Here is a 21671-nt window from a genome sequence, read left to right as displayed (position 1 = left end):
CACATCGACAGCTTCGGACCCACGCATCGCGCGGCGCCCGTCGCACACGGAGACACCTTCCATGAAGTTCGCCGGGCGCTTTACTCGGTGCATCGACCGCCGCCACGCCGCAGCACCGGACGCAGTTCCGGCGCCGCGCGTGCGGCTTCACCGATTCCGTTGAAGAAGCCCCGCCCCATGACCAAGATGCCAGATTCCCTTGCCCTCGACGCCCGGCGCGCGATGCCGGTCAATGCGTCGCTGACCGACAGCATCGGCGCGACCAGCACGCCGCTCGACCTCGCCGCGCAGCAGGCCGGCACGCAGACGCTGCTGCGCGGCCTCGCGATCCTCGAGGCGATCGCCAACGGCGCGCGCGACATGCGCGCGATCGGCGCCGCGCTCGGCACGACGCGCAGCACGACGCACCGGCTCGTCAGCAGCCTCGTGCAGGCGCGCTATCTGCGCCAGGTGCAGGGCGGCTACCTGCTCGGCCCGAAGCTGATCGAGCTGGGCACGATCGCGCTCGAGCAGATGCCGCTCACCGCGGTGGCGCGTCCGCATCTGGAAGCGCTCGCGGAAGCGACGCTCGACACGATTCACCTCGGCGTGCGCGACGGCGACGACGTGTTGTACATCGACAAGATTCCCGGCACGCGCGGCCTCGAGATGCGCTCGCGTGTCGGCCACCGGATGCCGCTCGCGTCGACCGGCATCGGCAAGGCGATGATGCTCGACCTCGATCCGGACCTGTGGCGCTCGCTGTTCGAAGCCGCGCGGCGCGCGCTGGCCGGCGTCAACTTCAAGCCCGACAACCGGCCCGAGACGAGCGCGTTCCTGCAGCGCATGGCCCATTACGCGGCCGGCGGCTATACGTTCGATCTCGAGGAAAACGAGGCGTCGATCCGCTGCGTGGCCGCGCCGATCCGCGATGCGTCGGGCGCGATCGTCGCGGCCGTGTCGGTCGCGAGCACGATTCCGTACATGCCGCACGACCGCATGGACGAACTGATTCCGCTCGTGCAGCGCGAAGCGCGAGCCATTTCCGCGGAGCTGGGCTGGAGCCCGCCGCAGGGTACCCGCAGGATCAAACGATGACGACTTCGACCCGGCCCGTTCCGGATGCCAGCTCCGCCTCCCCGTCGCTGATCGCGCTCGACTGGGGCACCACGTCGCTGCGCGCGTATCTGTTCGACGCGCACGGCGTGCCGATCGACACGCGCAGCCGGGCGGCCGGCGTGATGCACGTGCCGGGCGGCGGCGCGCGTGCGTTCGACGCGGTGTTCGAGGAAGCGTGCGGCGACTGGCTCGACCGTGCGCCCGGCCTGCCGGTGCTCGCCGCCGGCATGGTCGGCAGCGCGCAGGGCTGGCGCGAGGCGCCGTACGTCGCGGTGCCGGCCGGCGCCGACGCGCTCGTCGCGGGCCTCATCACGGTGACGACGGCGCGCGGCGCGACGGTCTCGATCGTGCCGGGCGTGATCGCGACGGGCGAATTGCCCGACGTGATGCGCGGCGAAGAAACGCAGATCGTCGGCGCGCTCGCGAGCGACCCGACGCTTGGCGCCGATCGTTCAGGGGTCCTGATCGGCTTGCCGGGCACGCATGCGAAATGGGCGTGGGTGAAGGACGGGCTGATCGAGCGCTTCCAGACCTTCATGACCGGCGAGCTGTTCGCGGTGCTGCGCGATCACACGATCCTCGGCCGCACGATGCGAACGGGCGCATCGCCCGACCGCGACGCGTTCGTGCGCGGCGTATCGGTCGCACGCGGCGCGCAACACACGGGGCTGCTCGCGACGATTTTCAGCACGCGCACGCTGGGGCTGACCGACCGGCTCGCGCCCGATGCGCAGGGCGACTACCTGTCCGGCTTGCTGATCGGCCACGAGCTGAATGCGCTCGATGCAATGCTCGCGGAGCGCGGCATCGCGCTCGCGAACCAGCCGCTGCTGCTGATCGGCGACGACGGCTTGTGCTCGCGCTACGTCGATGCGCTCCAGGTATTCGGCCATGCGCATGCGCGTGTCGCCGCGCATGCGACCGAGCTCGGCCTGTGGCGGATCGCGTCGCGCGCCGGGCTCGTGCGCGCGGACGGCAAACCCGTCTGCGCCGACCACTGAACACTGAACCGCTTGCAGAGGAATCCTCGATGCCGTCCGACCTGACATTGCCCGCGCCGTACACGCCCCACGCCGCATTGATGCGCGCGTTCGACGCGTGTCCGCTGATCGCGATCATGCGCGGCATCACGCCCGCCGAAGCGGCCGATCACGGCCGCGCGCTGTACGACGCCGGCTTCCGGATCGTCGAGGTGCCGCTCAACTCGCCGGACCCGTTCGACAGCATCGCGGCGCTGCGGCGCGCGTTGCCGGACGACGCGATCGTCGGTGCGGGCACCGTGCTGCGCGCCGAGTACGTCGACCGCGTGCAGGACGCGGGCGGCGCGCTGATCGTGATGCCGCACAGCGACGCAGCCGTGATCCGCCGCGCACGCGAGCGCGGGCTGGCGAGCGCGCCGGGCGTCGCGACGCCGACCGAAGCGTTCGCGGCGCTGACGAACGGCGCCGACGTGCTGAAGATGTTCCCGGCCGAGCAACTCGGCGTGACGGTCGTGAAGGCGTGGCGCGCGGTGATCGACCGCGCGGTGCCGCTGATTCCGGTCGGCGGGATCGCGCCGGACAACATGCGGCCGTTCCTCGACGCCGGCGCGAACGGCTTCGGGCTCGGTTCGGCGCTGTATCGCCCCGGCCAGTCGGCCGACACGACCGCGGCGAATGCGCGTGCGTTCCAGGCCGGCTTGCGCGTCGCACGCGGCGGAGCCGCATGATGGGCCGCCTCGCGGGCAAGGTCGCGATGGTGACGGGCGCGGGCCGCGGCATCGGCGCCGCGATCGCGCGCGCGTTCGTGCGCGAAGGCGCGGCCGTCGCGCTCGTCGATCTCGACTTCCCGCAGGCGCAGCACACGGCCGCCGCGATTGCACACGAATGCGACGGCGCGCGCGTGCTGCCGCTGCAGGCGGACGTCGCGCGGCAGCAGGCGGTGCGCGACGCGCTCGCGCAGACCGAAGCGGCGTTCGGCCCGCTCGACGTGCTCGTGAACAACGCGGGCATCAACGTGTTCGCCGATCCGCTGACGATGACCGACGACGACTGGCGGCGCTGCTTCGCGGTCGATCTCGACGGCGTGTGGCATGGCTGCCGCGCGGCGCTGGAGGGCATGGTCGAGCGCGGGCGCGGCAGCATCGTGAACATCGCGTCGACGCATGCATTCAGGATCATCCCGGGCTGCTTTCCGTACCCGGTCGCGAAGCACGGCGTGCTGGGGCTCACGCGGGCGCTCGGCATCGAATACGCGGCGCGCAACGTGCGCGTGAACGCGATCGCGCCGGGCTACATCGAGACGCAGCTGACGCGCGACTGGTGGGACGCGCAGCCCGATCCGGCCGCCGCGCGCGCCGAGACGCTCGCGCTGCAGCCGATGAAGCGGATCGGCCGCCCGGAGGAGGTCGCGATGACGGCCGTGTTCCTGGCGTCCGACGAGGCGCCGTTCATCAATGCCGCGTGCATCACCGTCGATGGCGGGCGCGCGGCGCTGTATCACGACTGACGCAACGATTCGAAAGACCGCACGTGCGACGGCCGCGCGCATGCTGCGTCGAAACCAACAAGCGGCTGCATCCTGTTCGATGAAAACAAGGAGACACTGGAGATGAAACGCAGAACGTTCGTAACGCTGGCCGCTGCGGCCGCGGTGGTGATGGGTAGCCCGGTCGCGCATGCGGCCGACCCGGTCAAGATCGGCTTCCTGGTGAAGCAGCCTGAAGAGCCGTGGTTCCAGGACGAATGGAAATTCGCCGAGATCGCCGCGAAGCAGAAGGGCTTCACGCTCGTGAAGATCGGCGCGCCGTCCGGCGAGAAGGTGATGAGCGCGATCGACAACCTGTCCGCGCAGAAGGCGCAGGGCTTCATCATCTGCACGCCCGACGTGAAGCTCGGGCCGGGCATCGTCGCGAAGGCGAAGTCGCACAACCTGAAGATGATGACGGTCGACGACCGCCTCGTCGACGGCGCGGGCAAGCCGATCGAGGCGGTGCCGCACATGGGGATCTCCGCGTACAACATCGGCAAGCAGGTCGGCGACGGCATCGCGGCCGAGATCAAGAAGCGCGGCTGGGACATGAAGGACGTCGGCGCGATCGACATCACCTACGAGCAGTTGCCGACCGCGCACGATCGCACGAGCGGCGCGACCGACGCGCTGGTCGCCGCCGGCTTCCCGAAGGCGAACGTGATCGCGGCGCCGCAGGCGAAGACCGACACCGAAAACGCGTTCAACGCGGCGAACATCGCGCTCACGAAGAATCCGCAGTTCAAGCACTGGGTCGCGTACGGCCTGAACGACGAGGCCGTGCTCGGCGCGGTGCGCGCGGCCGAAGGGCGCGGCTTCAAGGCCGACAACATGATCGGCATCGGCATCGGCGGTTCCGATTCGGCGTTGAACGAGTTCAAGAAGCCGCAGCCGACGGGCTTCTACGGCACCGTGATCATCAGCCCGAAGCGCCACGGCGAGGAAACCTCGGACCTGATGTACGCGTGGATCACGCAGGGCAAGGCGCCGCCGCCGCTGACGCTGACGACGGGCATGCTCGCGACGCGCGAGAACGTGGCGAAGGTGCGCGAGGAGATGGGGCTCGCGTCGAAGTAAGCGGCCCGCCGGCTGCCGCGGCGACGCGGCGGCCGGCGGTCGATCGATCTGGAAGTGGGGAGACGACGTGTCAGCGGCACTGCGTTTTGACAATATCGGCAAGGTATTTCCCGGCGTGCGCGCACTCGACGGCATTTCGTTCGACGTGCATGCGGGCGAGGTGCATGGCCTGATGGGCGAGAACGGCGCGGGCAAGTCGACGCTGTTGAAGATTCTCGGCGGCGAATACCAGCCCGATGCGGGCAGCGTGCTGGTCGACGGCCAGCCCGTGCAGTTCGCGAGTGCGGCCGCGTCGATCGCGGCCGGCATCGCGGTGATTCACCAGGAATTGCAGTACGTGCCCGACCTGACGGTCGCGGAAAACCTGTTGCTCGGCCGCCTGCCGAACGCGTTCGGCTGGGTGAGGAAGCGCGAGGCAAAGCGTTACGTGCGCGAGCGGCTCGCCGAGATGGGCGTCGATCTCGATCCGGACGCGCGGCTCGGGCGGCTGTCGATCGCGCAGCGGCAGATGGTCGAGATCTGCAAGGCGCTGATGCGCAACGCGCGCGTGATCGCGCTCGACGAACCGACGAGCTCGCTGTCGCATCGCGAGACCGAAGTGCTGTTCAAGCTGGTCGACGATCTGCGTGCGCAAGGCCGCGCGCTGATCTACATCTCGCACCGGATGGACGAGATCTACCGGCTGTGCGATGCGTGCACGATCTTTCGCGACGGGCGCAAGATCGCGTCGCACGAATCGCTGGCCGACGTGCCGCGCGAGCGGCTGGTTGCCGAGATGGTCGGGCGCGAGATTTCGGACATCTACCATTACGCGCCGCGCGCGCTCGGCGACGTGCGGTTTTCCGCCGAAGGCGTCGACGGCCCGGCATTGCGCGAACCCGCGAGCTTCTCGGTGCGCGCGGGCGAGATCGTCGGTTTCTTCGGGCTCGTCGGCGCGGGTCGCAGCGAGCTGATGCGGCTCGTGTACGGCGCGGACCGCCGGCGCGCGGGCGTGCTGACGCTCGACGGCGCGCGCATCGACGTGAAACGCACCGGCGACGCGATTCGGCACGGCATCGTGCTGTGCCCCGAGGACCGCAAGGAAGAAGGGATCATCGCGATCGCGTCGGTCGCCGAGAACATCAACATCAGCTGCCGCCGCCATTCGCTGCGCGCGGGGCTCTTCATCAACGGCAAGACCGAAAGCGAAACGGCCGACCGCTTCATCCAGCGGCTGAAGATCAAGACGCCGAACCGGCGCCAGAAGATCCGCTTCCTGTCGGGCGGCAACCAGCAGAAGGCGATCCTGTCGCGCTGGCTCGCGGAGCCCGACCTGAAGGTCGTGATCCTCGACGAGCCGACGCGCGGGATCGACGTCGGCGCGAAGCACGAGATCTACGACGTGATCTACCGGCTCGCGGAGCGTGGCTGCGCGATCGTGATGGTGTCGTCGGAACTGCCGGAAGTGCTCGGCGTGTCCGACCGCGTCGTCGTGATGCGCGAAGGCCGGATCGCCGGCGAACTGCCGCGCGCGCAGGCGAACGAGCACGCGGTGCTGAACCTCGCGCTGCCGCAGACGAGTGCGGTCGAGGCGGCCTGACGCGACATACGACATTCGAATCGAACACGCGCGGCGTGGGCCGCGCGATGCAGGAGCAGGAGATACACCATGCAAGTCAACGAAAATCTTGCCAGCGCCGCCGCGAAGCCGTCGGCCGACGCGCTGGTGCCGCAGCAGAGCGACCGCCAGAAGTGGTGGCAGCATCTGACCGAATACAGCCTGATCGCGATCTTCGCGGTGATGTTCATCACGATGTCGCTGACCGTCGATCACTTCTTCTCGATCGACAACATGCTCGGCCTCGCGCTGTCGATCTCGCAGATCGGCATGGTCGCGTGCACGATGATGTTCTGTCTCGCGTCGCGCGACTTCGACCTGTCGATCGGCTCGACCGTCGCATTCTCCGGCGTGCTGTGCGCGATGGTGCTGAACGCGACCGACAACACATTCGTCGCGATCGTCGCGGCGGTCGCGGCCGGCGCCGCGATCGGCTTCGTGAACGGCGCGGTGATCGCGTACCTGCGCATCAACGCGCTGATCACGACGCTCGCGACGATGGAGATCGTGCGCGGGCTCGGCTTCATCGTGTCGAAGGGGCAGGCGGTCGGCGTGTCGTCGGACACCTTCATCGCGCTCGGCGGGCTGTCGATGTTCGGCGTGTCGCTGCCGATCTGGGTCACGCTGCTGTGCTTCATCGGGTTCGGCGTGCTGCTGAACCAGACCGTCTACGGCCGCAACACGCTCGCGATCGGCGGCAATCCGGAAGCGTCGCGGCTCGCGGGGATCAACGTCGAACGCACGCGCGTGTACATCTTCCTGATCCAGGGCGCGGTGACGGCGCTCGCGGGCGTAATTCTCGCGTCGCGCATCACGTCGGGCCAGCCGAACGCCGCGCAGGGCTTCGAGCTGAACGTGATCTCGGCGTGCGTGCTCGGCGGCGTGTCGCTGATGGGCGGCCGCGCGACGATCTCGGGCGTCGTGATCGGCGTGCTGATCATGGGCACCGTCGAGAACGTGATGAACCTGCTGAACATCGACGCGTTCTACCAGTACCTCGTGCGCGGCGCGATCCTGCTCGCGGCCGTGCTGCTCGACCAGCTCAAGAACCGCGGCGTACGCGACTGACCGACCTGTTCCCACGGAGACGATCCGCATGACCATCGACACTTCCGCGCCCGATCCGCACGCCGCGAGCGACACGCGCTTCGCGCGCTACCCGAGCCTCGAGAATCGCACCGTGCTGATCACGGGCGGTGCGACCGGCATCGGCGCGTCGTTCGTCGAGCACTTCGCCGAACAGGGCGCGCGCGTCGCATTCGTCGATCTCGACGCGGCGGCCGGCGCCGCGCTCGCCGAGCGCCTCGCGCATGCGCGACATGCGCCGCTGTTCCTGTCGTGCGACCTGACCGACATCGACGCGCTGCGCCGGGCGATCGACGCGATCCGCGCGCGCATCGGCGCGATCGCCGTGCTCGTGAACAACGCGGCGAACGACACGCGCCATGCGATCGGCGACGTGACGCCCGCGTCGTTCGACGCGGGCATCGCGGTGAACCTGCGTCACCAGTTCTTCGCCGCGCAGGCGGTGATCGACGACATGAAGCGGCAGGGCGGCGGCGCGATCATCAATCTCGGCTCGATCAGCTGGATGCTGAAGAACGGCGGCTATCCCGTCTACGTGATGGCGAAGGCGGCCGTGCAGGGCCTGACGCGCGGCCTCGCGCGCGAGCTCGGCCCGTTCGGCATCCGCGTGAATTCGCTGGTGCCCGGCTGGGTGCTGACCGACAAGCAGCGCCGGTTGTGGCTCGACGACGCGGGCCGCGCGGCGATCAAGGCCGGCCAGTGCATCGATGCCGAGCTGCTGCCGGCCGATCTTGCACGGATGGCGCTGTTTCTCGCGGCCGACGACAGCCGGATGATCACCGCGCAGGACGTGATCGTCGACGGCGGCTGGGCCTGATCGTTCGCACGACCTGCATCGTTTCTTCGACGAAGGAAAGGAGCTCACCATGACCGCCACGTCCTCGCGCGCATCGTCGTCCACCAGCCAGTCGCGCCGCGCGCGCCTGGCCGCCGCCGCCCAGCCGGTCAGCCCCGGCCCGCAGACGGCCGCGTTCGCGCAGGGCGTCGGCGCCGCGCATGCGGCGGCCGTCACGCTGTCGAACGCGTCGCTGCGGCTCGACGTGCTGCCGCACCTCGGCGGCGGCATCGCGCGCTTCGACTGGCGCGGCGACAACGGCATGCTGATGCCGGTGTTCCGCCGTTGCGAGCACCCGGAGACGGCGACGGACCCGAACGAGCTCGCGTGCTATCCGCTGCTGCCGTACTCGAACCGGATCGGCGACGGGCGCTTCGAATGCGACGGGCGCAAGGTCGCGGTGCCGCGCAACCGCCGCGACGAGCCGCTGCCGATCCACGGCGATGGCTGGCTCGCGCCGTGGCAGGTGGACGATGCGACCGACACGTCGTTGCAACTGTCGCTCGACCGTGCCGCCGGCGCGCCGTATGCGTTCCGCGCGATCCAGTCGTTCGAGCTCGACGACGCGACGCTGTCGATCGCGCTGACGATCGAGAACGCGGGGCGCGCGCGGCTGCCGTTCGGGCTCGGCGTGCATCCGTTCCTCGTGCGCGATGCGGCGACCGAGCTGGCCGCGGCGGCGGGCGGCCTGTGGCTGTCGGGCGCCGATTTCCTGCCGGTGCGGCACGTCAGCGTGCCGCCGGCCTGGCAGTTCGGCGTCGCGTATCCGCTGCCGGCCACGCTCGTCAATCACGCGTTCACCGGCTGGGGCGGCCACGCGACGGTGAGCTGGCCGCGCCGCCGGCTGTCGCTGACCGTCTCGGCCGACGCCGACGCGTACGTGCTCTATACGCCGCCGGGCGAGGATTTCTTCTGCTTCGAGCCGGTCGATCATCCGATCAATGCGGTGAACCTGCCGGGCGGCGCGGCCGCGCACGGGATGACGCTGCTCGCGCCCGGCGAGCGGCTCACGCGGCGCTTCGCGTTCACCGTCGAGCGCGCCGATGCGCGCGGCAGCGCCGCGGCACGCGAGGCCCGCCCGCGACGCGGGTAAAATACGCGGTCTACCAACGGTTTGACGCGAGTACCCGCCATGTCTTCCCCGCTTACTTTCATCGAATCGCTGCGCGCCGCGTGGCAGCGCACGAATTCGCTGCTGTGCGTCGGCCTCGATCCCGAGCCGTCGCGCTTTCCCGTGCAGTTCGACGGCCAGCCCGACGCGATCTTCGAGTTCTGCCGGCAGATCGTCGACGCGACCGCGCAGTACGCGAGCGCGTTCAAGCCGCAGATCGCATACTTCGCCGCGCACCGCGCGGAAGACCAGCTCGAGCGCCTGATCGCGCACATCCATCTCCAGCATCCGGGCCTGCCCGTGATCCTCGACGCGAAGCGCGGCGACATCGGCAGCACCGCCGAGCAGTACGCGCGCGAAGCGTTCGAGCGCTATCGCGCGGACGCCGTCACGGTGAACCCGTACATGGGCTACGACTCGGTCGAGCCGTACTTCGAGCACGAAGGCAAGGGCGTGATCGTGCTGTGCCGCACGTCGAACCCGGGCGGCTCGGATCTGCAGTTCCTCGACACGAACGGCGCCGGCCATCCGGGCCGGCCGCTGTACCAGGTCGTCGCCGACCTTGCGGCGAACAAGTGGAATGCGAAGAGCGGCCAGCTCGGCCTCGTGGTCGGCGCGACGTTCCCGAACGAAATCGAGATCGTGCGCGGGATCGTCGGCGACATGCCGCTGCTGATTCCCGGCATCGGCGCGCAGGGCGGCGACGTGCAGGCGACCGTCAACGCGGGGCGCACGGCCGACGGCACCGGGATGATGATCAACTCGTCGCGCGCGATCCTGTATGCGAGCAAGGGCGAGGATTTCGTCGAAGCCGCGGCGCTCGCCGCGCAGAAGACGCGCGACGCGATCAACGCGCATCGCTGATCGAATCGCGCGACACCGTATCGCCGCACCGTATCGCTGTACCGTATCGCACCACACCGCCCGGCCGCCCGCTGGGCGGTTGGTGTCCGCCCCGCGCCCGCGGGCCGCGCTGCATCCTCCCGTTCCCCTCCGCGTTCCCCGATCGTCCCTGGCGCACGCCGACAACTTCCCGTCGCTTCCGCACCGCATGTCGCTAATTTATTCGCGCGATGCTGCCTCTTGTCATCGATCCGTCACGAAAATGTCAAGAAAAGGAGCGACGCCATGCCCAAGCTGTCCCGCCGTCTTCTGAGCGCGTTCGCCGCGTCGCTGTGCATGACGTTCGCCCATGCGGCGGATCTGTCGTACTGGCCGGCCGACAGCGCGAAGGCGCTGAACGCGATGATCGCCGCGCACGCGAACCGCGGCGACTACGCGGTGTTCGACGCCGACAACACGACCTACCGCTACGACCTCGAGGAAGCGCTGCTGCCGTATCTCGAGAACCGCGGCGTGCTCACGCGCGATTCGCTCGACCCGTCACTGAAGCTGATCCCGTTCAAGGATGCCGCCGACTACAAGGAATCGCTGACGAGCTACTACTACCGGCTGTGCGAGATCGACGATCTGGTCTGCTATCCATGGATCGCGCAGGCGTTCGCCGGGCAGTCGCTCGCCGACCTGAAGCGCCACGTCGACGCGATGCTCGCCGACGGCAAGCCGATTCCGATCCGCTACTGGCACGGCGACAAGATCGTCGACGGCACGGTGAACCCGCCGCGCTTCTTCCGCGGGATGCAGGAGCTGTACAACGCGCTGCGCGAGAACGGCATCGACGTCTACGTGATGACGGCCGCGCACGAGGAGCTCGCGCGGCTCGTGCTGTCCGATCCGAAGTACGGCTACAACGTGAAGCCGCAGAACGTGATCGGCGTGACGACGCTGCTGCGCGACCCGGCGACCGGTACGCTGACGACGTCGCGGCTGCAGATCAAGGCCGGCAAGTACGACGAGGCCGCGAACCGCCACCTCGTGATCACGCCGTTCCTGATGAACCCGATGACGTGGTACGAAGGCAAGCTCGGTTCGATCGTCGGCTGGATCGACCAGTGGAAGAAGCCGGTGCTCGTCGCGGGCGACACGCCGACGTCCGACGGCTACATGCTGCTGAACGCGACCGACGTCGCGCGCGGCGGCGTGCGTGTGTGGGTCGACAAGAAGGACAAGCAGATGGCGCAGATCCGCGCGTGGTCGGACGAATCGGCCGCGAAGCAGAAGTCGCTCGGCTTGCCGGTGACGGCGGACAAGAACTGGATCGTCGTGAAGCCCGACGCGATTCAATAAGCGCGCGGCGGGGCGGCACACCCCGCCCGGTCAGCGCTCGCGCTCGTCGAGCAGCTTCAGCAACCCGCGCAGCGCATGCGCGGCCGCCTGCGTGCGGATCTGTTCGCGGTCGCCCTTGAACACGAGCGTCTCGACGTCGGTATGCAGCCGGTTGCTCCAGCCGAACGATACGGTGCCGACCGGCTTCTTCTCGCTGCCGCCGGCCGGGCCCGCGATGCCGGTAACGGACAGCGCGACCTGCGCGCGGCTGTTGCGCAGCGCGCCTTCGGCCATCGCGCGCGCGACGGGCTCGCTGACGGCGCCGTGCTTGTCGATCAGGTCGGCCGGCACGCCGATCATCTCGATCTTGGCCTGGTTCGAGTACGTGACGAAGCCGCGCTCGAACCACTGGCTGCTGCCGGAGATGTCGGTGATCGCCGCGGCGATCATGCCGCCGGTGCAGGATTCGGCGGTGGCGAGCGTGAGGTGCTCGTCACGCAGCTTGTTGCCAGCGCGGATCGCAAGCTGGTGAACGACGGAATCGGTTGGCATACGCGTCGGGAAACAGTCGGGGAAGCGGTCGGAAAATCGGTCAGCCGGCGACGGAGCGCCACAGGGCGATCACGAGCAGCGTCATGAACGCGGCTACCAGGTCGTCGACCATGATGCCGAGCCCGCCTTTCAGGCGGCGCTCGAAGTAGTGGATCGGCGGCGGCTTGAGCATGTCGAAGAAGCGGAACGCGACGAACGCCCACAGCTGGCCGACGAAGGTCGCGGGCGTGACGAACAGCATCACGAGCCAGATCGCGACGATCTCGTCCCAGACGACGGCGCCCGGGTCGGCCATCCCGGCCTTCTTCGCGGTGAAACCGGTGACCCACGTGCCCGCCACGAAGCCGACGGCGATCAGCGCCCACCATTCGGGCACCGTCAGGTAGCGGTTGAGCACGACGAACGTGAGCCAGCCGAACAGCGAGCCGAACGTGCCGGGCATGATCGGCGCGAGCCCGCTGCCGAAGCCGAGCGACACGAGATGCGCCGGGTGCGACAGCATGAAGCGGGCCGTCACGCGTGTCGGCGCGGGCTGCGCGGCGCCGGGCTCGGCCGCGGCGTGCGTGGGCGTCGGATCAGTCTGCATGGAAGTGGTCGAAGCCGTGCAACGTGAGAGCGAGGGGCGCGCCGGCCGCGTCGCGCCACGCGATGGCGGGTTGCGCCGACGGCGCGGACAACGCGCGTATTGTACCGATTCGCGTGACCGGCACGCCGGCCGTGGCGCCCGCCGCCGCGACCGCCGCGCGGGCCGCGACCGGCGCCGTGAAGCACAGTTCGTAGTCGTCGCCGCCGGCCAGCGTGCAGCGGCGCTGCACGTCGGCCGGCAGCGTCGCGAGCGCGGCCGAGCGCGGCACCGCGTCGGCGTCGATCTCGGCGCGCACGTTCGAGCGCGTCAGGATGTGCTGGAGATCGCCGGCGAGGCCATCCGACAGGTCGAGCGCCGCGTGCGCGACGCCCGCGAGCGCCAGGCCGAGTGCGACGCGCGGTTCGGGCCGCTCGAGCGCGCGCCGGAACGCGGCGGCTTCATCCGCGCCGGCCGCCCATTCGCCGCGGGCGACGCCGAGGCCCGCGCGCGCATCGCCCAGCGTGCCGGACACCCACACGTCGTCGCCGTCGCGCGCGGCATCGCGCCGCAGCGCCGCGTCGGGCGCGACTTCGCCGAACACGGTCACGCACAGGTTCAGCGGCCCGCTCGTCGTGTCGCCGCCGATCAGCTCGCAGCCGTATCGCTCGGCCAGCGCGAAGAGGCCGTCGCTGAACGCCTCGAGCCACGCCGCGTCGGCCCGCGGCAGCGCGCACGCGAGCGTGAATGCGCGCGGCTCGGCGCCCATCGCCGCGAGGTCCGACAGGTTGACCGCGAGCGTCTTGTGGCCGAGCGCGTCGGGCGCGACATCGGGGAAGAAGTGGCGGCCTTCCACCAGCATGTCCGTCGAAATGGCCAGCAATTTCCCGGATCGGGGCGCAATCAGTGCGCAATCGTCGCCGATGCCGAGCGTCGACGCGCGGGCGCCCTGCGCGGCGCGGCGCGTGAAGAAGCGTTCGATCAGCGAAAACTCGGAGAGGGCGGCTGGCACGGCGGGCGGTCCGAAACGGTTGAAGGAACGGCATTGTACGAGGCGAGCGGCGGCGCTCCTGCACCATCCAGTACATTTTGGTCGCGGCTGTTGCACCCGAATCGCCGGTCTGGCGGCCGATGATTGGCGCTACAATGCCGTCGAACAGTTATTCTAATCCGCACGTCACGAGACACATGTCCACCCAAGCCTCCTCCAAAGCCAAGCTTCGCGAAGCCGCGCTCGACTATCACGAATTTCCGACCCCCGGCAAAATCGCGATCGCTCCGACCAAGCAGATGATCAACCAGCGCGACCTCGCGCTCGCGTATTCGCCGGGTGTGGCGTACGCGTGCGAGGAGATCGTCGAGAACCCGCTGAACGCGGCGCGTTTCACCGCGCGCAGCAACCTGGTCGGCGTCGTGACGAACGGCACGGCGGTGCTCGGTCTCGGCAACATCGGCCCGCTCGCGTCGAAGCCGGTGATGGAAGGCAAGGCGGTGCTGTTCAAGAAGTTCGCGGGCATCGACGTGTTCGACATCGAGCTGAACGAATCGGACCCGCACAAGCTCGTCGACGTGATCGCCGCGCTGGAGCCGACCTTCGGCGGGATCAACCTCGAAGACATCAAGGCGCCGGACTGCTTCATCGTCGAGCGCGAAGCGCGCAAGCGGATGAAGATCCCGGTGTTCCACGACGACCAGCACGGCACCGCGATCGTCGTGGCCGCGGCCGTCACGAACGGCCTGAAGGTCGTCGGCAAGGACATCAAGAAGGTCAAGCTCGTCGCGTCCGGCGCGGGCGCGGCCGCGCTCGCGTGTCTCGACCTGCTGGTCGACATCGGCCTGCCGCTCGAGAACATCACGGTGACCGACCTGGCCGGCGTGGTCTACAAGGGCCGCACCGAACTGATGGATCCGGACAAGGAGCGTTTCGCGCGCGAAACCGACGCCCGCACGCTCGCCGAAGTGATCGACGGTGCGGACATCTTCCTTGGCCTGTCGGCCGCGGGCGTGCTGAAGCAGGAGATGGTGAAGGGCATGGCCGAGCGCCCGCTGATCCTCGCGCTCGCGAACCCGACGCCGGAAATCCTGCCGGAACTCGCGCTCGAAGTGCGCCCCGACGCCGTGCTGGCCACCGGCCGCACCGATTACCCGAACCAGGTCAACAACGTCCTGTGCTTCCCGTTCATCTTCCGCGGCGCGCTCGACGTCGGCGCGACGACGATCACGCGCGAAATGGAGATCGCGGCCGTCAATGCGATCGCCGAACTCGCGCAGCACGAGCAGAGCGACATCGTCGCGACCGCGTACGGCATCCAGGATTTGTCGTTCGGGCCCGAATACCTGATCCCGAAGCCGTTCGATCCGCGCCTGATCGTGAAGATCGCGCCGGCCGTCGCGCAGGCCGCGATGGACGGCGGTGTCGCGACGCGCCCGATCGAGGACATGGAGGCGTATCGCGTCCATCTGCAGCAGTTCGTGTATCACAGCGGCACGACGATGAAGCCGATCTTCCAGATCGCGCGCGCCGCGCCGGAAGAGAAGAAGCGCGTCGTGTTCGCGGAAGGTGAAGAAGAGCGCGTGTTGCGCGCCGTTCAGATCATCGTCGACGAAAAACTCGCGAAGCCGATCCTGATCGGCCGCCCGTCGGTGATCGAGCACCGCATCCAGCGCTACGGCCTGCGCCTCACGCCCGGCGCCGATTTCACGGTCGTCAACACCGAGCACGACGAGCGCTACCGCGACTTCTGGCAGACGTATCACAAGATGATGGCGCGCAAGGGCATCAGCGAGCAGCTCGCGCGCGTCGAAATGCGCCGCCGCACGACGCTGATCGGCTCGATGCTGGTGAAGAAGGGCGAAGCGGACGGGATGATCTGCGGCACGATCAGCACCACGCACCGCCACCTGCACTTCATCGACCAGGTGATCGGCAAGCGCCCGGGCTGCAGCGTGTACGCGGCGATGAACGGCCTCGTGCTGCCGGGCCGCCAGATTTTCCTCGTCGATACGCACGTGAACGTCGATCCGACGCCGGAGCAACTGGCCGAGATCACGATCATGGCCGCGGAAGAAGTGCGCCGCTTCGGCATCGAGCCGAAAGTCGCGCTGCTGTCGCACTCGAATTTCGGCACGAGCAATGCACCTTCGGCGAAGAAGATGCGCGATACGCTCGCGATCCTGCAGGAAACCGCGCCGGAGCTGAAGGTCGACGGCGAGATGCACGGCGACGTCGCGCTCGACGCGGCGCTGCGCAAGGAAATCCTGCCGGAATCGACGCTGGAAGGCGACGCGAACCTGCTGATCCTGCCGAACATCGACGCCGCGAACATCGCGTACAACCTGCTGAAGACGGCCGCCGGCAACAACATCGCGATCGGGCCGATCCTGTTGGGCGCCGCGGAGCCGGTGCACGTGCTGACCGAATCGGCGACCGTTCGCCGCATCGTCAACATGGCGGCGCTGCTGGTCGCCGACGTCAACGCCGCGCGCTGAGGCGAAACGACGCGGCGCCGGTCGAACCGGTGCCGCGCGTCGGGCGAAATTGTAAACAAAAGCAAAAAGAGGCGTGCCCGCAATGGGCACGCCGCGGGCAGGGCGCAATCGCGCTTCCCATAAGCAACAGCAGCATCTTTCCACTCCGGGTAGCGAGTGTGGCAAGGAGGCAGGGTCTTGCCATATGAAAGATGCCGGTCGTATTTTATCCCATGTAAGTTAAATGTAGTGCAAATTCGGTAAGAAATACGGCATTACCGGTGTCGCGCGGCTTTCGATTCCCAAACGGACATTGATTCGCGCGGCCAATAACGCTACGCTAACGCCTTTGTTGGTCGTCAACTACTTGATTTAACAGCGGGAACCCTGGTTCATGGCACGCAAGTGGCTCCGCAACGGCGCGCTCGCGTCCGTCTTCGCGATGTTCGCGATGGGTATCGTCGGCACGCCGACGGGCAGTCTGGTTTCCGCCGCTTACGCACGGGAGGCCGTTCCGGCCGACGTGGCCGCGAGCGGGCTCGATACGATCCCGGCCGCCCGTCTTCCGCGCGAAGCCGTGACCACGCTGGGCCTGATCGCCGCCGGCGGCCCCTATCCGTACGAGAAAGACGGCGTCGTATTCGGCAATCGCGAGCGGATCCTGCCGAAGGCGAAGCGCGGCTACTACCATGAGTACACGGTGCCGACGCCGCGTGCGCGCAATCGCGGCGCGCGCCGGATCGTCTGTGGCGGGCCGTTGCGCCGGATCGACAACTGTTATTACACGGGCGACCACTACAACAGTTTTAAACGTATTGTTGAATGACTTCGGGACGAATGGCATGAGCGACTCCATCTACGCGCACGATACGGCGGCGGCGGAACTGTTCGCGGCCGGCGACGGTAATCTGTTTCAGCGTGTGATTCAGTTGCACGCGGCGGCGCAGGCCGGCGGCACGCCGGAGCAACAGGAAGCCGAGCCCGGGCTTTCATCGAACGAGGAGCCTATGAGCCTTTTCACGACCGTGCGACCCAATCTCGTGCAGTCGATCCGCGCGTTCCGCGTGCAGGATCTCGCCGACGAAGCCGGTCGGCTCGGCCAGCATTTCCTGTATGCGTATTGCGGCGCCGCGCAGTCGAAGCAGGAAGTGATGGAAACGATCGCGACGTCGTTCCTGTTTCCGAAGCATTTCGGGAAGAACTACGACGCGCTGTACGACTGCCTGACCGACCTCGTCGCGAAGGCCGGCGCGCAGCCCGGTTTCGTGATCGTCCTCGAAGGGCTGCCGATCGCGCAGAAATTCGACAAGGAAGGGCGCGAGACGCTGCTCGACGTGTTCCGCGAGGCGGCCGAATTCTGGGCCGAGCGCAAGGTCGCGTTCCGCGTGTTCTACTCGTTCGCGTAAGCGCATCGGCCTGCGGCCGATTCGCCGAACCGCCCGTCAAAAGTCCGCTTCGAGCGGGCTTTTTTGCGTCTGCACGTGTCGCGCGCGGTACGCGACCCGACACAAGCCTTTCATCGCACACTTTTTTCCGCGACAATCGGTCGGCCCGGGCTGCGGACGACGCGTCGGGCGCACAACACCAATCATTCGAGAGAGGGCCGTCTTCCCATGACCGCTACCCGATTTGCGGCGCGCACGCGTGCGCGTCGTCCGCTCGCATGCGCGCTGACCCTGTGCGCGCTGTCGTTCGGCATCCCGCCGGCCGCGCAGGCCGCGCTGCTGACCCCCGAGCAAACCGCCGACCTGTATCTCGGCGCATTCGTCAATGGCGACGCGTCGAAGGCCGAGCAGTTCAACGAGGCAACGCGTACGCACTTCGACGGCAAGGGTGTGCTCGACGTGGCGGAAGTTGCGAAGCTCGCCGACAAGGTGAGCGAGGCTATCGTCGCCTCCATCCTGAACAAGGTGCCGGCGACGGTGCGCGCAACGGTGAGCGGGCCGGCCACCGCGGCGATCGAGTCGTTTCAGCATGCACTTGCGCGTTCCGAGTGCAAGGCCACCGGCTCGACGCGGAAACCGAACGAATCCGTGGAAGGCGAATCGATCGCGACGGTCGAATTCGCGTGCCGCGTCGCCGAGGTGGAGCCTGGCTTGCGGGCGCTGCGGGAGAAGGTCGACGAGCCGCGCTCGGAGGACGACAACGCGCGCGCGGCATACCTCGCGACGTTCCTGAAGGGCATGGTACCCGTGTTCGACCACGCGCAGACGAGCCGGCCGATGACGGGCCGGATCGACCTGCATGGTGCGGACGGCAAGGGCTGGATCATGGATTCCCCCGCTCAGGTGCTGCGGCCGGTCGTCAACGCGCTGATGAGCCAGATGCGGGACGCGGACGGCGACGCCGGCAAGTAATCGGCAGCGTCCGGGCTGTCGTGCACGTCGCCGGCGCGCCGGACATTCGAACGGGGGCATCAACGATGAACGCTTTCACGCGAGGGCTGCTGGTTGCTGCAGTCGTGGTTTCGATGGGGGGCGCGGCGGCCGCGAATGCCGTCGCGGCCGAACCGGCGTCGACGCCGGCTGCGTATCCGGCGGTAGAGCGGCTGCTTGCCGATTTGCGCACGCGCTCGACGCCCGGCCAATACGCGGCAGTGGCCGGCGCGATTCACGCGTCGGCGGCGTTGGCCGGCCAGTTGAACGAACTGGTCGATGCGGGGCTGCTGACGCGCATCGCGGTCGACAGCGGCGAACCCGCGCTCGGCAGGACATCCGGCGCGTTGCGCAACGGGAGCGTCTGGATCCTGACGCCGGCCTTCGTCGACAGTCAGGCGCCGCGACGCCTGTCCCACGTCGTGCATGACGACGACATCCTGCCGGACAACATGGTCTTCGCGCTCGGCTACATGGCGTGGCGCGCGAAGCACGATACGGATGTCGGCCGCGAAGCCGCCGCATTGCGCGCATCGGGCGACAGCCCGGACGAGAAGAAGCGGCGCTGGATCGAGCTGAACACGCGGATCGACGCCGGCGGCTTCATCCAGGGCTGGAACGATACGGTCGATGCCGCCACGGTGCAGCACGGCGGCCGGCCGGTCGGTATCGCACAGGTCGTGCCGATGCTGATGAACCTGCGCTATCGCGGCCCACTGATCGAGGCGATCCAGGCGACGCCGCCGTTGCGGGTCACCGCGACGACCTTCTCGTTCGATCCGGCCAGCATCGATGCGCTTGCGCTGGCGCTCAAGGGTTCCGGCGTCATCGACATCGAGCCGTTCAACGCGGCGCGCTGACGCGCTTCACCACCCACCCCAGCGCGCCGCCAGCGCCGCGAGCACGGCCGCGCCGGCCGTCTCCGTGCGCAGCACGCGCGGCCCGAGCGACAGCGCGGTGAACCCGCGCGCACGGGCCGCGTTTTCCTCATCGGGCGACAGTCCGCCTTCGGGCCCGATCAGCAGCGTGACCGATGCCGCGGGTGGTGCATCAGGCAACGACGAAAACGGAATGCTTGCGCGCGGCGACAGCAGCAGCCGCAGTTCGCCGTCGCCCGACGCGGCAGGCAGCGTATCGAGCCATGCGCCGAAGCCGCGTACTGCCGCGACGTCCGGCACACGGTTGCGTCCGCACTGTTCGCACGACGCGCGCACGACGCCGCGCCAATGCGCGACGCGCTTGTCCGCCCGTTCACCGGACAGCTTCACGACGCCGCGCGCGGTCGACAGCGGCACGACCGCCGCGACGCCGAGCTCGACGGCCTTCTCGATCACCCAGTCCATCTTGTCGCCGCCGGCGATGCCTTGCGCGAGCGTCACGCGATAGGGCGGCTCGGCTTCGACCGGTTCGAACGCCTCGATCTGTGCGATTGCGTTGCGCTTGTCGATCTCGACGAGCCGCGCGCGGTATTGGCCGCCCGTGCCGTCGAACAGCGCGAGCACGTCGCCGGGCTGCAGCCGCAGCACCTGCGCGTGGCGCGCGACCTCGGCCGGCAGCGCGAGCGTGGTGTCGGCGCGCAATGCCGCGTCGACGAAAAAGCGCGGCACGGCCGCGGTGGTGGTGGCTTCGTTCATGCGCGTGGCGGTGTCGGTCATGCGTCGAGGCGGCACCCGAGCGCCCAGCGGTAGCCGTCGAGATCCTCGATCTGCGCGAACCGGTCGCCCCAGAACTGATCCTGCGGCTCGCTCAGCGATTTCGCGCCGGCGTCGAGCGCGCGCTGCCAGGTGGCGTCGACGTCGTCGACATACAGATAGAACGATTGCGGCGCGACGGCGTTCGCGCGCTTCGGCGTCAAGGCCTTCGAGCCGAACGCGCCCTCGGGCGCGAACATCACGATCAACTGGCCGCGATAGGTCATCTCGACGTGCATGATCGCGCCGTCCTCGTCGTGCACGTCGCGCAGCTCGAAGCCGAATGCGGCCTTGAAGAAATCGATGGCCGCGCGCACGTTGCGCACGGTCAGGTACGGCGTCAACCAAGGCACGTCGGCCGGACGTGGATCGGTCATGAAAATCTCCTGTTTTCGCGGTCGAACGGTGCGTTGCGGCGCGGTCGGTCGAATGGCGTTCGCTGCATCCGGGTCGTTCCGGCTCCGCGTTTCGCAGGCGAACCATGCGAAGCCTCGAAGGAAAACGGAGCGATGTGGCCGTCCGGACGTTCAGCGGCGAACGCCCAGTGTATCGCGCAGCGCGCGGGGCAGGGCAAAGAGGGCCGCATGAAGTCGTGCATCGTAATAGCGCAATCCCTGCACGCGGCGCGCAGCGAGCCGTTCGTCGACGTCGTGCGCGAACAGCGCGGCCGCGTCGAGCGTGTCGCTCGCGATCGCCATCAGCCACTGCGAGCCGTACAGCGGCACATGGGCGGACAACGGATCGACGAACGCGAAACTCGCGCGCAGGTCGTCGAGCAGCGCGGCGATGCGCGTCGCATGGAACACCGGCGAGCCGAGATGCATCGAGATCGCGCCGCGCGGCGTGAGGATCCGCTTGAGTCGGGCGTAGAACGCCCGCGTGTAGAGGCCGGCCGCCGGCGAGTCGGGCGGCGTGAGGTCGAACACCACGAGATCGAAATGCTCGACGGTCGACGCGACGAAATGCGCGGCGTCGCCGATCACCACCTCCACACGCGGGTCGTCGAGCGCGCCCTGGTGCACGTCGTCGAGATAGCGGCGCGCCATCCCGACCACCTCGTCGTCGAGTTCGGCGATCACGATCCGTTCGATGCATGCGTGCTTGAGCAACTGCCGCGCGGCGCCGCCGTCGCCGCCGCCGAGCACGAGCGCCTTGCGCGGCGACGGATGCGCGAGCGCGGCCGGGTGCGTCATGCACTCGTGATAGACGTACTCGTCGCCGACCGACGTCATCGGCCGGCCGTCGAGCGTGAACAGGCGGCCGAGCTGCGGGGTGTCCCAGACTTCGATCTGCTGGTGCGGGGACGAGACGTGCGCGAGCCGCCGCGCATTCGGGAAGCCGTAGGTGGCGTCGGGCGTCGGGTGAAAGAGAAGGGTGGTACTCACGGGCAGGCCGCTGGGGCAGTTCCGACGCCTGAATTATAGGCGGCGGCCGGTTTGGCGGAAAACCGTGCCGGAACACGACGCGCCGACAAGGGAAATGTCGGCCCATCTGTTAAAATGACGAGCTTTGCAGCCCCGTCCGTTGGCTCCGTCCGCTTCGCGT

At 68.5% G+C, this 21671-nt stretch carries 22 protein-coding genes; 16 read left to right on the top strand and 6 right to left on the bottom strand.

Annotation, left to right across the window (positions count from 1 at the left end):
* Positions 1-177: 177 nt before the first annotated feature.
* From WS89_RS16110 to WS89_RS16060, 11 genes are all read left to right on the top strand, one after another.
* Positions 178-1077 (top strand): IclR family transcriptional regulator, encoded by a 900-nt coding sequence (locus tag WS89_RS16110; protein WP_034206368.1) that lies wholly within the window; start codon positions 178-180, stop codon positions 1075-1077.
* Positions 1074-2099 (top strand): 2-dehydro-3-deoxygalactonokinase, encoded by a 1026-nt coding sequence (locus WS89_RS16105; RefSeq protein ID WP_059500945.1) that lies wholly within the window; start codon positions 1074-1076, stop codon positions 2097-2099. The genes WS89_RS16110 and WS89_RS16105 overlap by 4 nt, the downstream gene beginning before the upstream one ends.
* Before the next feature lie 29 nt (positions 2100-2128).
* Positions 2129-2806 carry a 2-dehydro-3-deoxy-6-phosphogalactonate aldolase gene (locus tag WS89_RS16100; protein ID WP_059500946.1) on the top strand — a complete coding sequence of 226 codons (678 nt, stop codon included), beginning with the start codon at positions 2129-2131 and terminating at the stop codon, positions 2804-2806.
* Positions 2806-3585: an SDR family oxidoreductase gene (locus WS89_RS16095; protein ID WP_059791982.1), complete on the top strand. Its 780-nt coding sequence runs from the start codon at positions 2806-2808 to the stop codon at positions 3583-3585. The genes WS89_RS16100 and WS89_RS16095 overlap by 1 nt, the downstream gene beginning before the upstream one ends.
* Before the next feature lie 102 nt (positions 3586-3687).
* On the top strand, positions 3688-4683 hold the full coding sequence (locus WS89_RS16090) for an arabinose ABC transporter substrate-binding protein (protein WP_059500947.1): 996 nt from the start codon (positions 3688-3690) through the stop codon (positions 4681-4683).
* A gap of 67 nt (positions 4684-4750) precedes the next feature.
* Positions 4751-6262 carry an L-arabinose ABC transporter ATP-binding protein AraG gene (gene araG, locus WS89_RS16085; RefSeq protein WP_059791889.1) on the top strand — a complete coding sequence of 504 codons (1512 nt, stop codon included), beginning with the start codon at positions 4751-4753 and terminating at the stop codon, positions 6260-6262.
* Between the two features lie 69 nt (positions 6263-6331).
* The gene (gene araH / locus WS89_RS16080) at positions 6332-7348 is read left to right on the top strand and encodes an L-arabinose ABC transporter permease AraH (RefSeq protein WP_059500949.1); all 1017 of its coding nucleotides are present in this window, start codon (positions 6332-6334) and stop codon (positions 7346-7348) included.
* A 28-nt stretch (positions 7349-7376) separates the two neighbouring features.
* Entirely contained in the window at positions 7377-8183 is an 807-nt protein-coding gene (locus tag WS89_RS16075; RefSeq protein WP_059791887.1) for an SDR family NAD(P)-dependent oxidoreductase, read from the top strand.
* A 49-nt stretch (positions 8184-8232) separates the two neighbouring features.
* The gene (locus WS89_RS16070) at positions 8233-9294 is read left to right on the top strand and encodes an aldose 1-epimerase (protein ID WP_059791885.1); all 1062 of its coding nucleotides are present in this window, start codon (positions 8233-8235) and stop codon (positions 9292-9294) included.
* Between the two features lie 39 nt (positions 9295-9333).
* Entirely contained in the window at positions 9334-10176 is an 843-nt protein-coding gene (gene pyrF / locus WS89_RS16065) for an orotidine-5'-phosphate decarboxylase (protein ID WP_059500952.1), read from the top strand.
* Between the two features lie 264 nt (positions 10177-10440).
* Positions 10441-11499: a hypothetical protein gene (locus tag WS89_RS16060; protein WP_059791883.1), complete on the top strand. Its 1059-nt coding sequence runs from the start codon at positions 10441-10443 to the stop codon at positions 11497-11499.
* 30 nt (positions 11500-11529) lie between these two features.
* On the opposite strand, the gene WS89_RS16055 is transcribed toward WS89_RS16060, so the two are convergent.
* From WS89_RS16055 to thiL, 3 genes are read right to left on the bottom strand one after another with little or no spacing between them, the layout of a single operon-like run.
* A complete protein-coding gene (locus tag WS89_RS16055) occupies positions 11530-12030 on the bottom strand; it encodes a CinA family protein (RefSeq protein WP_027783514.1) in 501 nt (166 codons plus the stop codon).
* A gap of 40 nt (positions 12031-12070) precedes the next feature.
* On the bottom strand, positions 12071-12616 hold the full coding sequence (locus WS89_RS16050; RefSeq protein WP_059791881.1) for a phosphatidylglycerophosphatase A family protein: 546 nt from the start codon (positions 12614-12616) through the stop codon (positions 12071-12073).
* Positions 12606-13604 carry a thiamine-phosphate kinase gene (gene thiL, locus WS89_RS16045; RefSeq protein WP_059500955.1) on the bottom strand — a complete coding sequence of 333 codons (999 nt, stop codon included), beginning with the start codon at positions 13602-13604 and terminating at the stop codon, positions 12606-12608. The genes WS89_RS16050 and thiL overlap by 11 nt, the downstream gene beginning before the upstream one ends.
* Before the next feature lie 134 nt (positions 13605-13738).
* Here thiL and WS89_RS16040 point away from each other — a divergent pair, with 134 nt between their 5' ends.
* From WS89_RS16040 to WS89_RS16020, 5 genes are all read left to right on the top strand, one after another.
* A complete protein-coding gene (locus WS89_RS16040; protein WP_306454016.1) occupies positions 13739-16081 on the top strand; it encodes an NADP-dependent malic enzyme in 2343 nt (780 codons plus the stop codon).
* Positions 16082-16454: 373 nt separating this feature from the next.
* A complete protein-coding gene (locus WS89_RS16035; RefSeq protein ID WP_059500957.1) occupies positions 16455-16886 on the top strand; it encodes a ribonuclease domain-containing protein in 432 nt (143 codons plus the stop codon).
* 16 nt (positions 16887-16902) lie between these two features.
* Entirely contained in the window at positions 16903-17466 is a 564-nt protein-coding gene (locus WS89_RS16030) for a barstar family protein (protein WP_006476945.1), read from the top strand.
* A 207-nt stretch (positions 17467-17673) separates the two neighbouring features.
* Positions 17674-18417 (top strand): hypothetical protein, encoded by a 744-nt coding sequence (locus WS89_RS16025; RefSeq protein WP_059791877.1) that lies wholly within the window; start codon positions 17674-17676, stop codon positions 18415-18417.
* A 65-nt stretch (positions 18418-18482) separates the two neighbouring features.
* The gene (locus WS89_RS16020) at positions 18483-19295 is read left to right on the top strand and encodes a hypothetical protein (protein ID WP_059791875.1); all 813 of its coding nucleotides are present in this window, start codon (positions 18483-18485) and stop codon (positions 19293-19295) included.
* Positions 19296-19301: 6 nt separating this feature from the next.
* Here the strand turns inward: WS89_RS16020 and WS89_RS16015 are convergent, their stop codons facing one another.
* From WS89_RS16015 to speE, 3 genes are all read right to left on the bottom strand, one after another.
* On the bottom strand, positions 19302-20069 hold the full coding sequence (locus tag WS89_RS16015) for a 16S rRNA (uracil(1498)-N(3))-methyltransferase (RefSeq protein ID WP_059791980.1): 768 nt from the start codon (positions 20067-20069) through the stop codon (positions 19302-19304).
* Positions 20070-20086: 17 nt separating this feature from the next.
* Positions 20087-20503, bottom strand: a complete 417-nt coding sequence (locus tag WS89_RS16010) for a VOC family protein (protein WP_059500960.1) — start codon at positions 20501-20503, stop codon at positions 20087-20089.
* A 150-nt stretch (positions 20504-20653) separates the two neighbouring features.
* Complete coding sequence (gene speE / locus WS89_RS16005; RefSeq protein ID WP_059791873.1) at positions 20654-21511, bottom strand: polyamine aminopropyltransferase; 858 nt, start codon at positions 21509-21511, stop codon at positions 20654-20656.
* Positions 21512-21671: the final 160 nt, after the last annotated feature.

The sequence above is a fragment of the Burkholderia sp. MSMB1072 genome (assembly GCF_001524725.1).
GTDB lineage: Bacteria > Pseudomonadota > Gammaproteobacteria > Burkholderiales > Burkholderiaceae > Burkholderia.
The sequence above is the reverse complement of the archived record's forward strand: the minus strand, read 5'-3'. Positions and strand labels throughout refer to the sequence as shown.

Coding starts and splice junctions, on each gene's coding strand:
- WS89_RS16110 (WP_034206368.1), top strand. CDS start 178: ATGACCAAGATGCCAGATTCCCTTGCCCTCGACGCCCGGCGCGCGATG.
- WS89_RS16105 (WP_059500945.1), top strand. CDS start 1,074: ATGACGACTTCGACCCGGCCCGTTCCGGATGCCAGCTCCGCCTCCCCG.
- WS89_RS16100 (WP_059500946.1), top strand. CDS start 2,129: ATGCCGTCCGACCTGACATTGCCCGCGCCGTACACGCCCCACGCCGCA.
- WS89_RS16095 (WP_059791982.1), top strand. CDS start 2,806: ATGGGCCGCCTCGCGGGCAAGGTCGCGATGGTGACGGGCGCGGGCCGC.
- WS89_RS16090 (WP_059500947.1), top strand. CDS start 3,688: ATGAAACGCAGAACGTTCGTAACGCTGGCCGCTGCGGCCGCGGTGGTG.
- araH (WP_059500949.1), top strand. CDS start 6,332: ATGCAAGTCAACGAAAATCTTGCCAGCGCCGCCGCGAAGCCGTCGGCC.
- WS89_RS16075 (WP_059791887.1), top strand. CDS start 7,377: ATGACCATCGACACTTCCGCGCCCGATCCGCACGCCGCGAGCGACACG.
- WS89_RS16070 (WP_059791885.1), top strand. CDS start 8,233: ATGACCGCCACGTCCTCGCGCGCATCGTCGTCCACCAGCCAGTCGCGC.
- pyrF (WP_059500952.1), top strand. CDS start 9,334: ATGTCTTCCCCGCTTACTTTCATCGAATCGCTGCGCGCCGCGTGGCAG.
- WS89_RS16060 (WP_059791883.1), top strand. CDS start 10,441: ATGCCCAAGCTGTCCCGCCGTCTTCTGAGCGCGTTCGCCGCGTCGCTG.
- WS89_RS16055 (WP_027783514.1), bottom strand. CDS start 12,030: ATGCCAACCGATTCCGTCGTTCACCAGCTTGCGATCCGCGCTGGCAAC.
- WS89_RS16050 (WP_059791881.1), bottom strand. CDS start 12,616: ATGCAGACTGATCCGACGCCCACGCACGCCGCGGCCGAGCCCGGCGCC.
- WS89_RS16040 (WP_306454016.1), top strand. CDS start 13,739: ATGCCGTCGAACAGTTATTCTAATCCGCACGTCACGAGACACATGTCC.
- WS89_RS16035 (WP_059500957.1), top strand. CDS start 16,455: ATGGCACGCAAGTGGCTCCGCAACGGCGCGCTCGCGTCCGTCTTCGCG.
- WS89_RS16030 (WP_006476945.1), top strand. CDS start 16,903: ATGAGCGACTCCATCTACGCGCACGATACGGCGGCGGCGGAACTGTTC.
- WS89_RS16025 (WP_059791877.1), top strand. CDS start 17,674: ATGACCGCTACCCGATTTGCGGCGCGCACGCGTGCGCGTCGTCCGCTC.
- WS89_RS16020 (WP_059791875.1), top strand. CDS start 18,483: ATGAACGCTTTCACGCGAGGGCTGCTGGTTGCTGCAGTCGTGGTTTCG.
- WS89_RS16015 (WP_059791980.1), bottom strand. CDS start 20,069: ATGAACGAAGCCACCACCACCGCGGCCGTGCCGCGCTTTTTCGTCGAC.
- WS89_RS16010 (WP_059500960.1), bottom strand. CDS start 20,503: ATGACCGATCCACGTCCGGCCGACGTGCCTTGGTTGACGCCGTACCTG.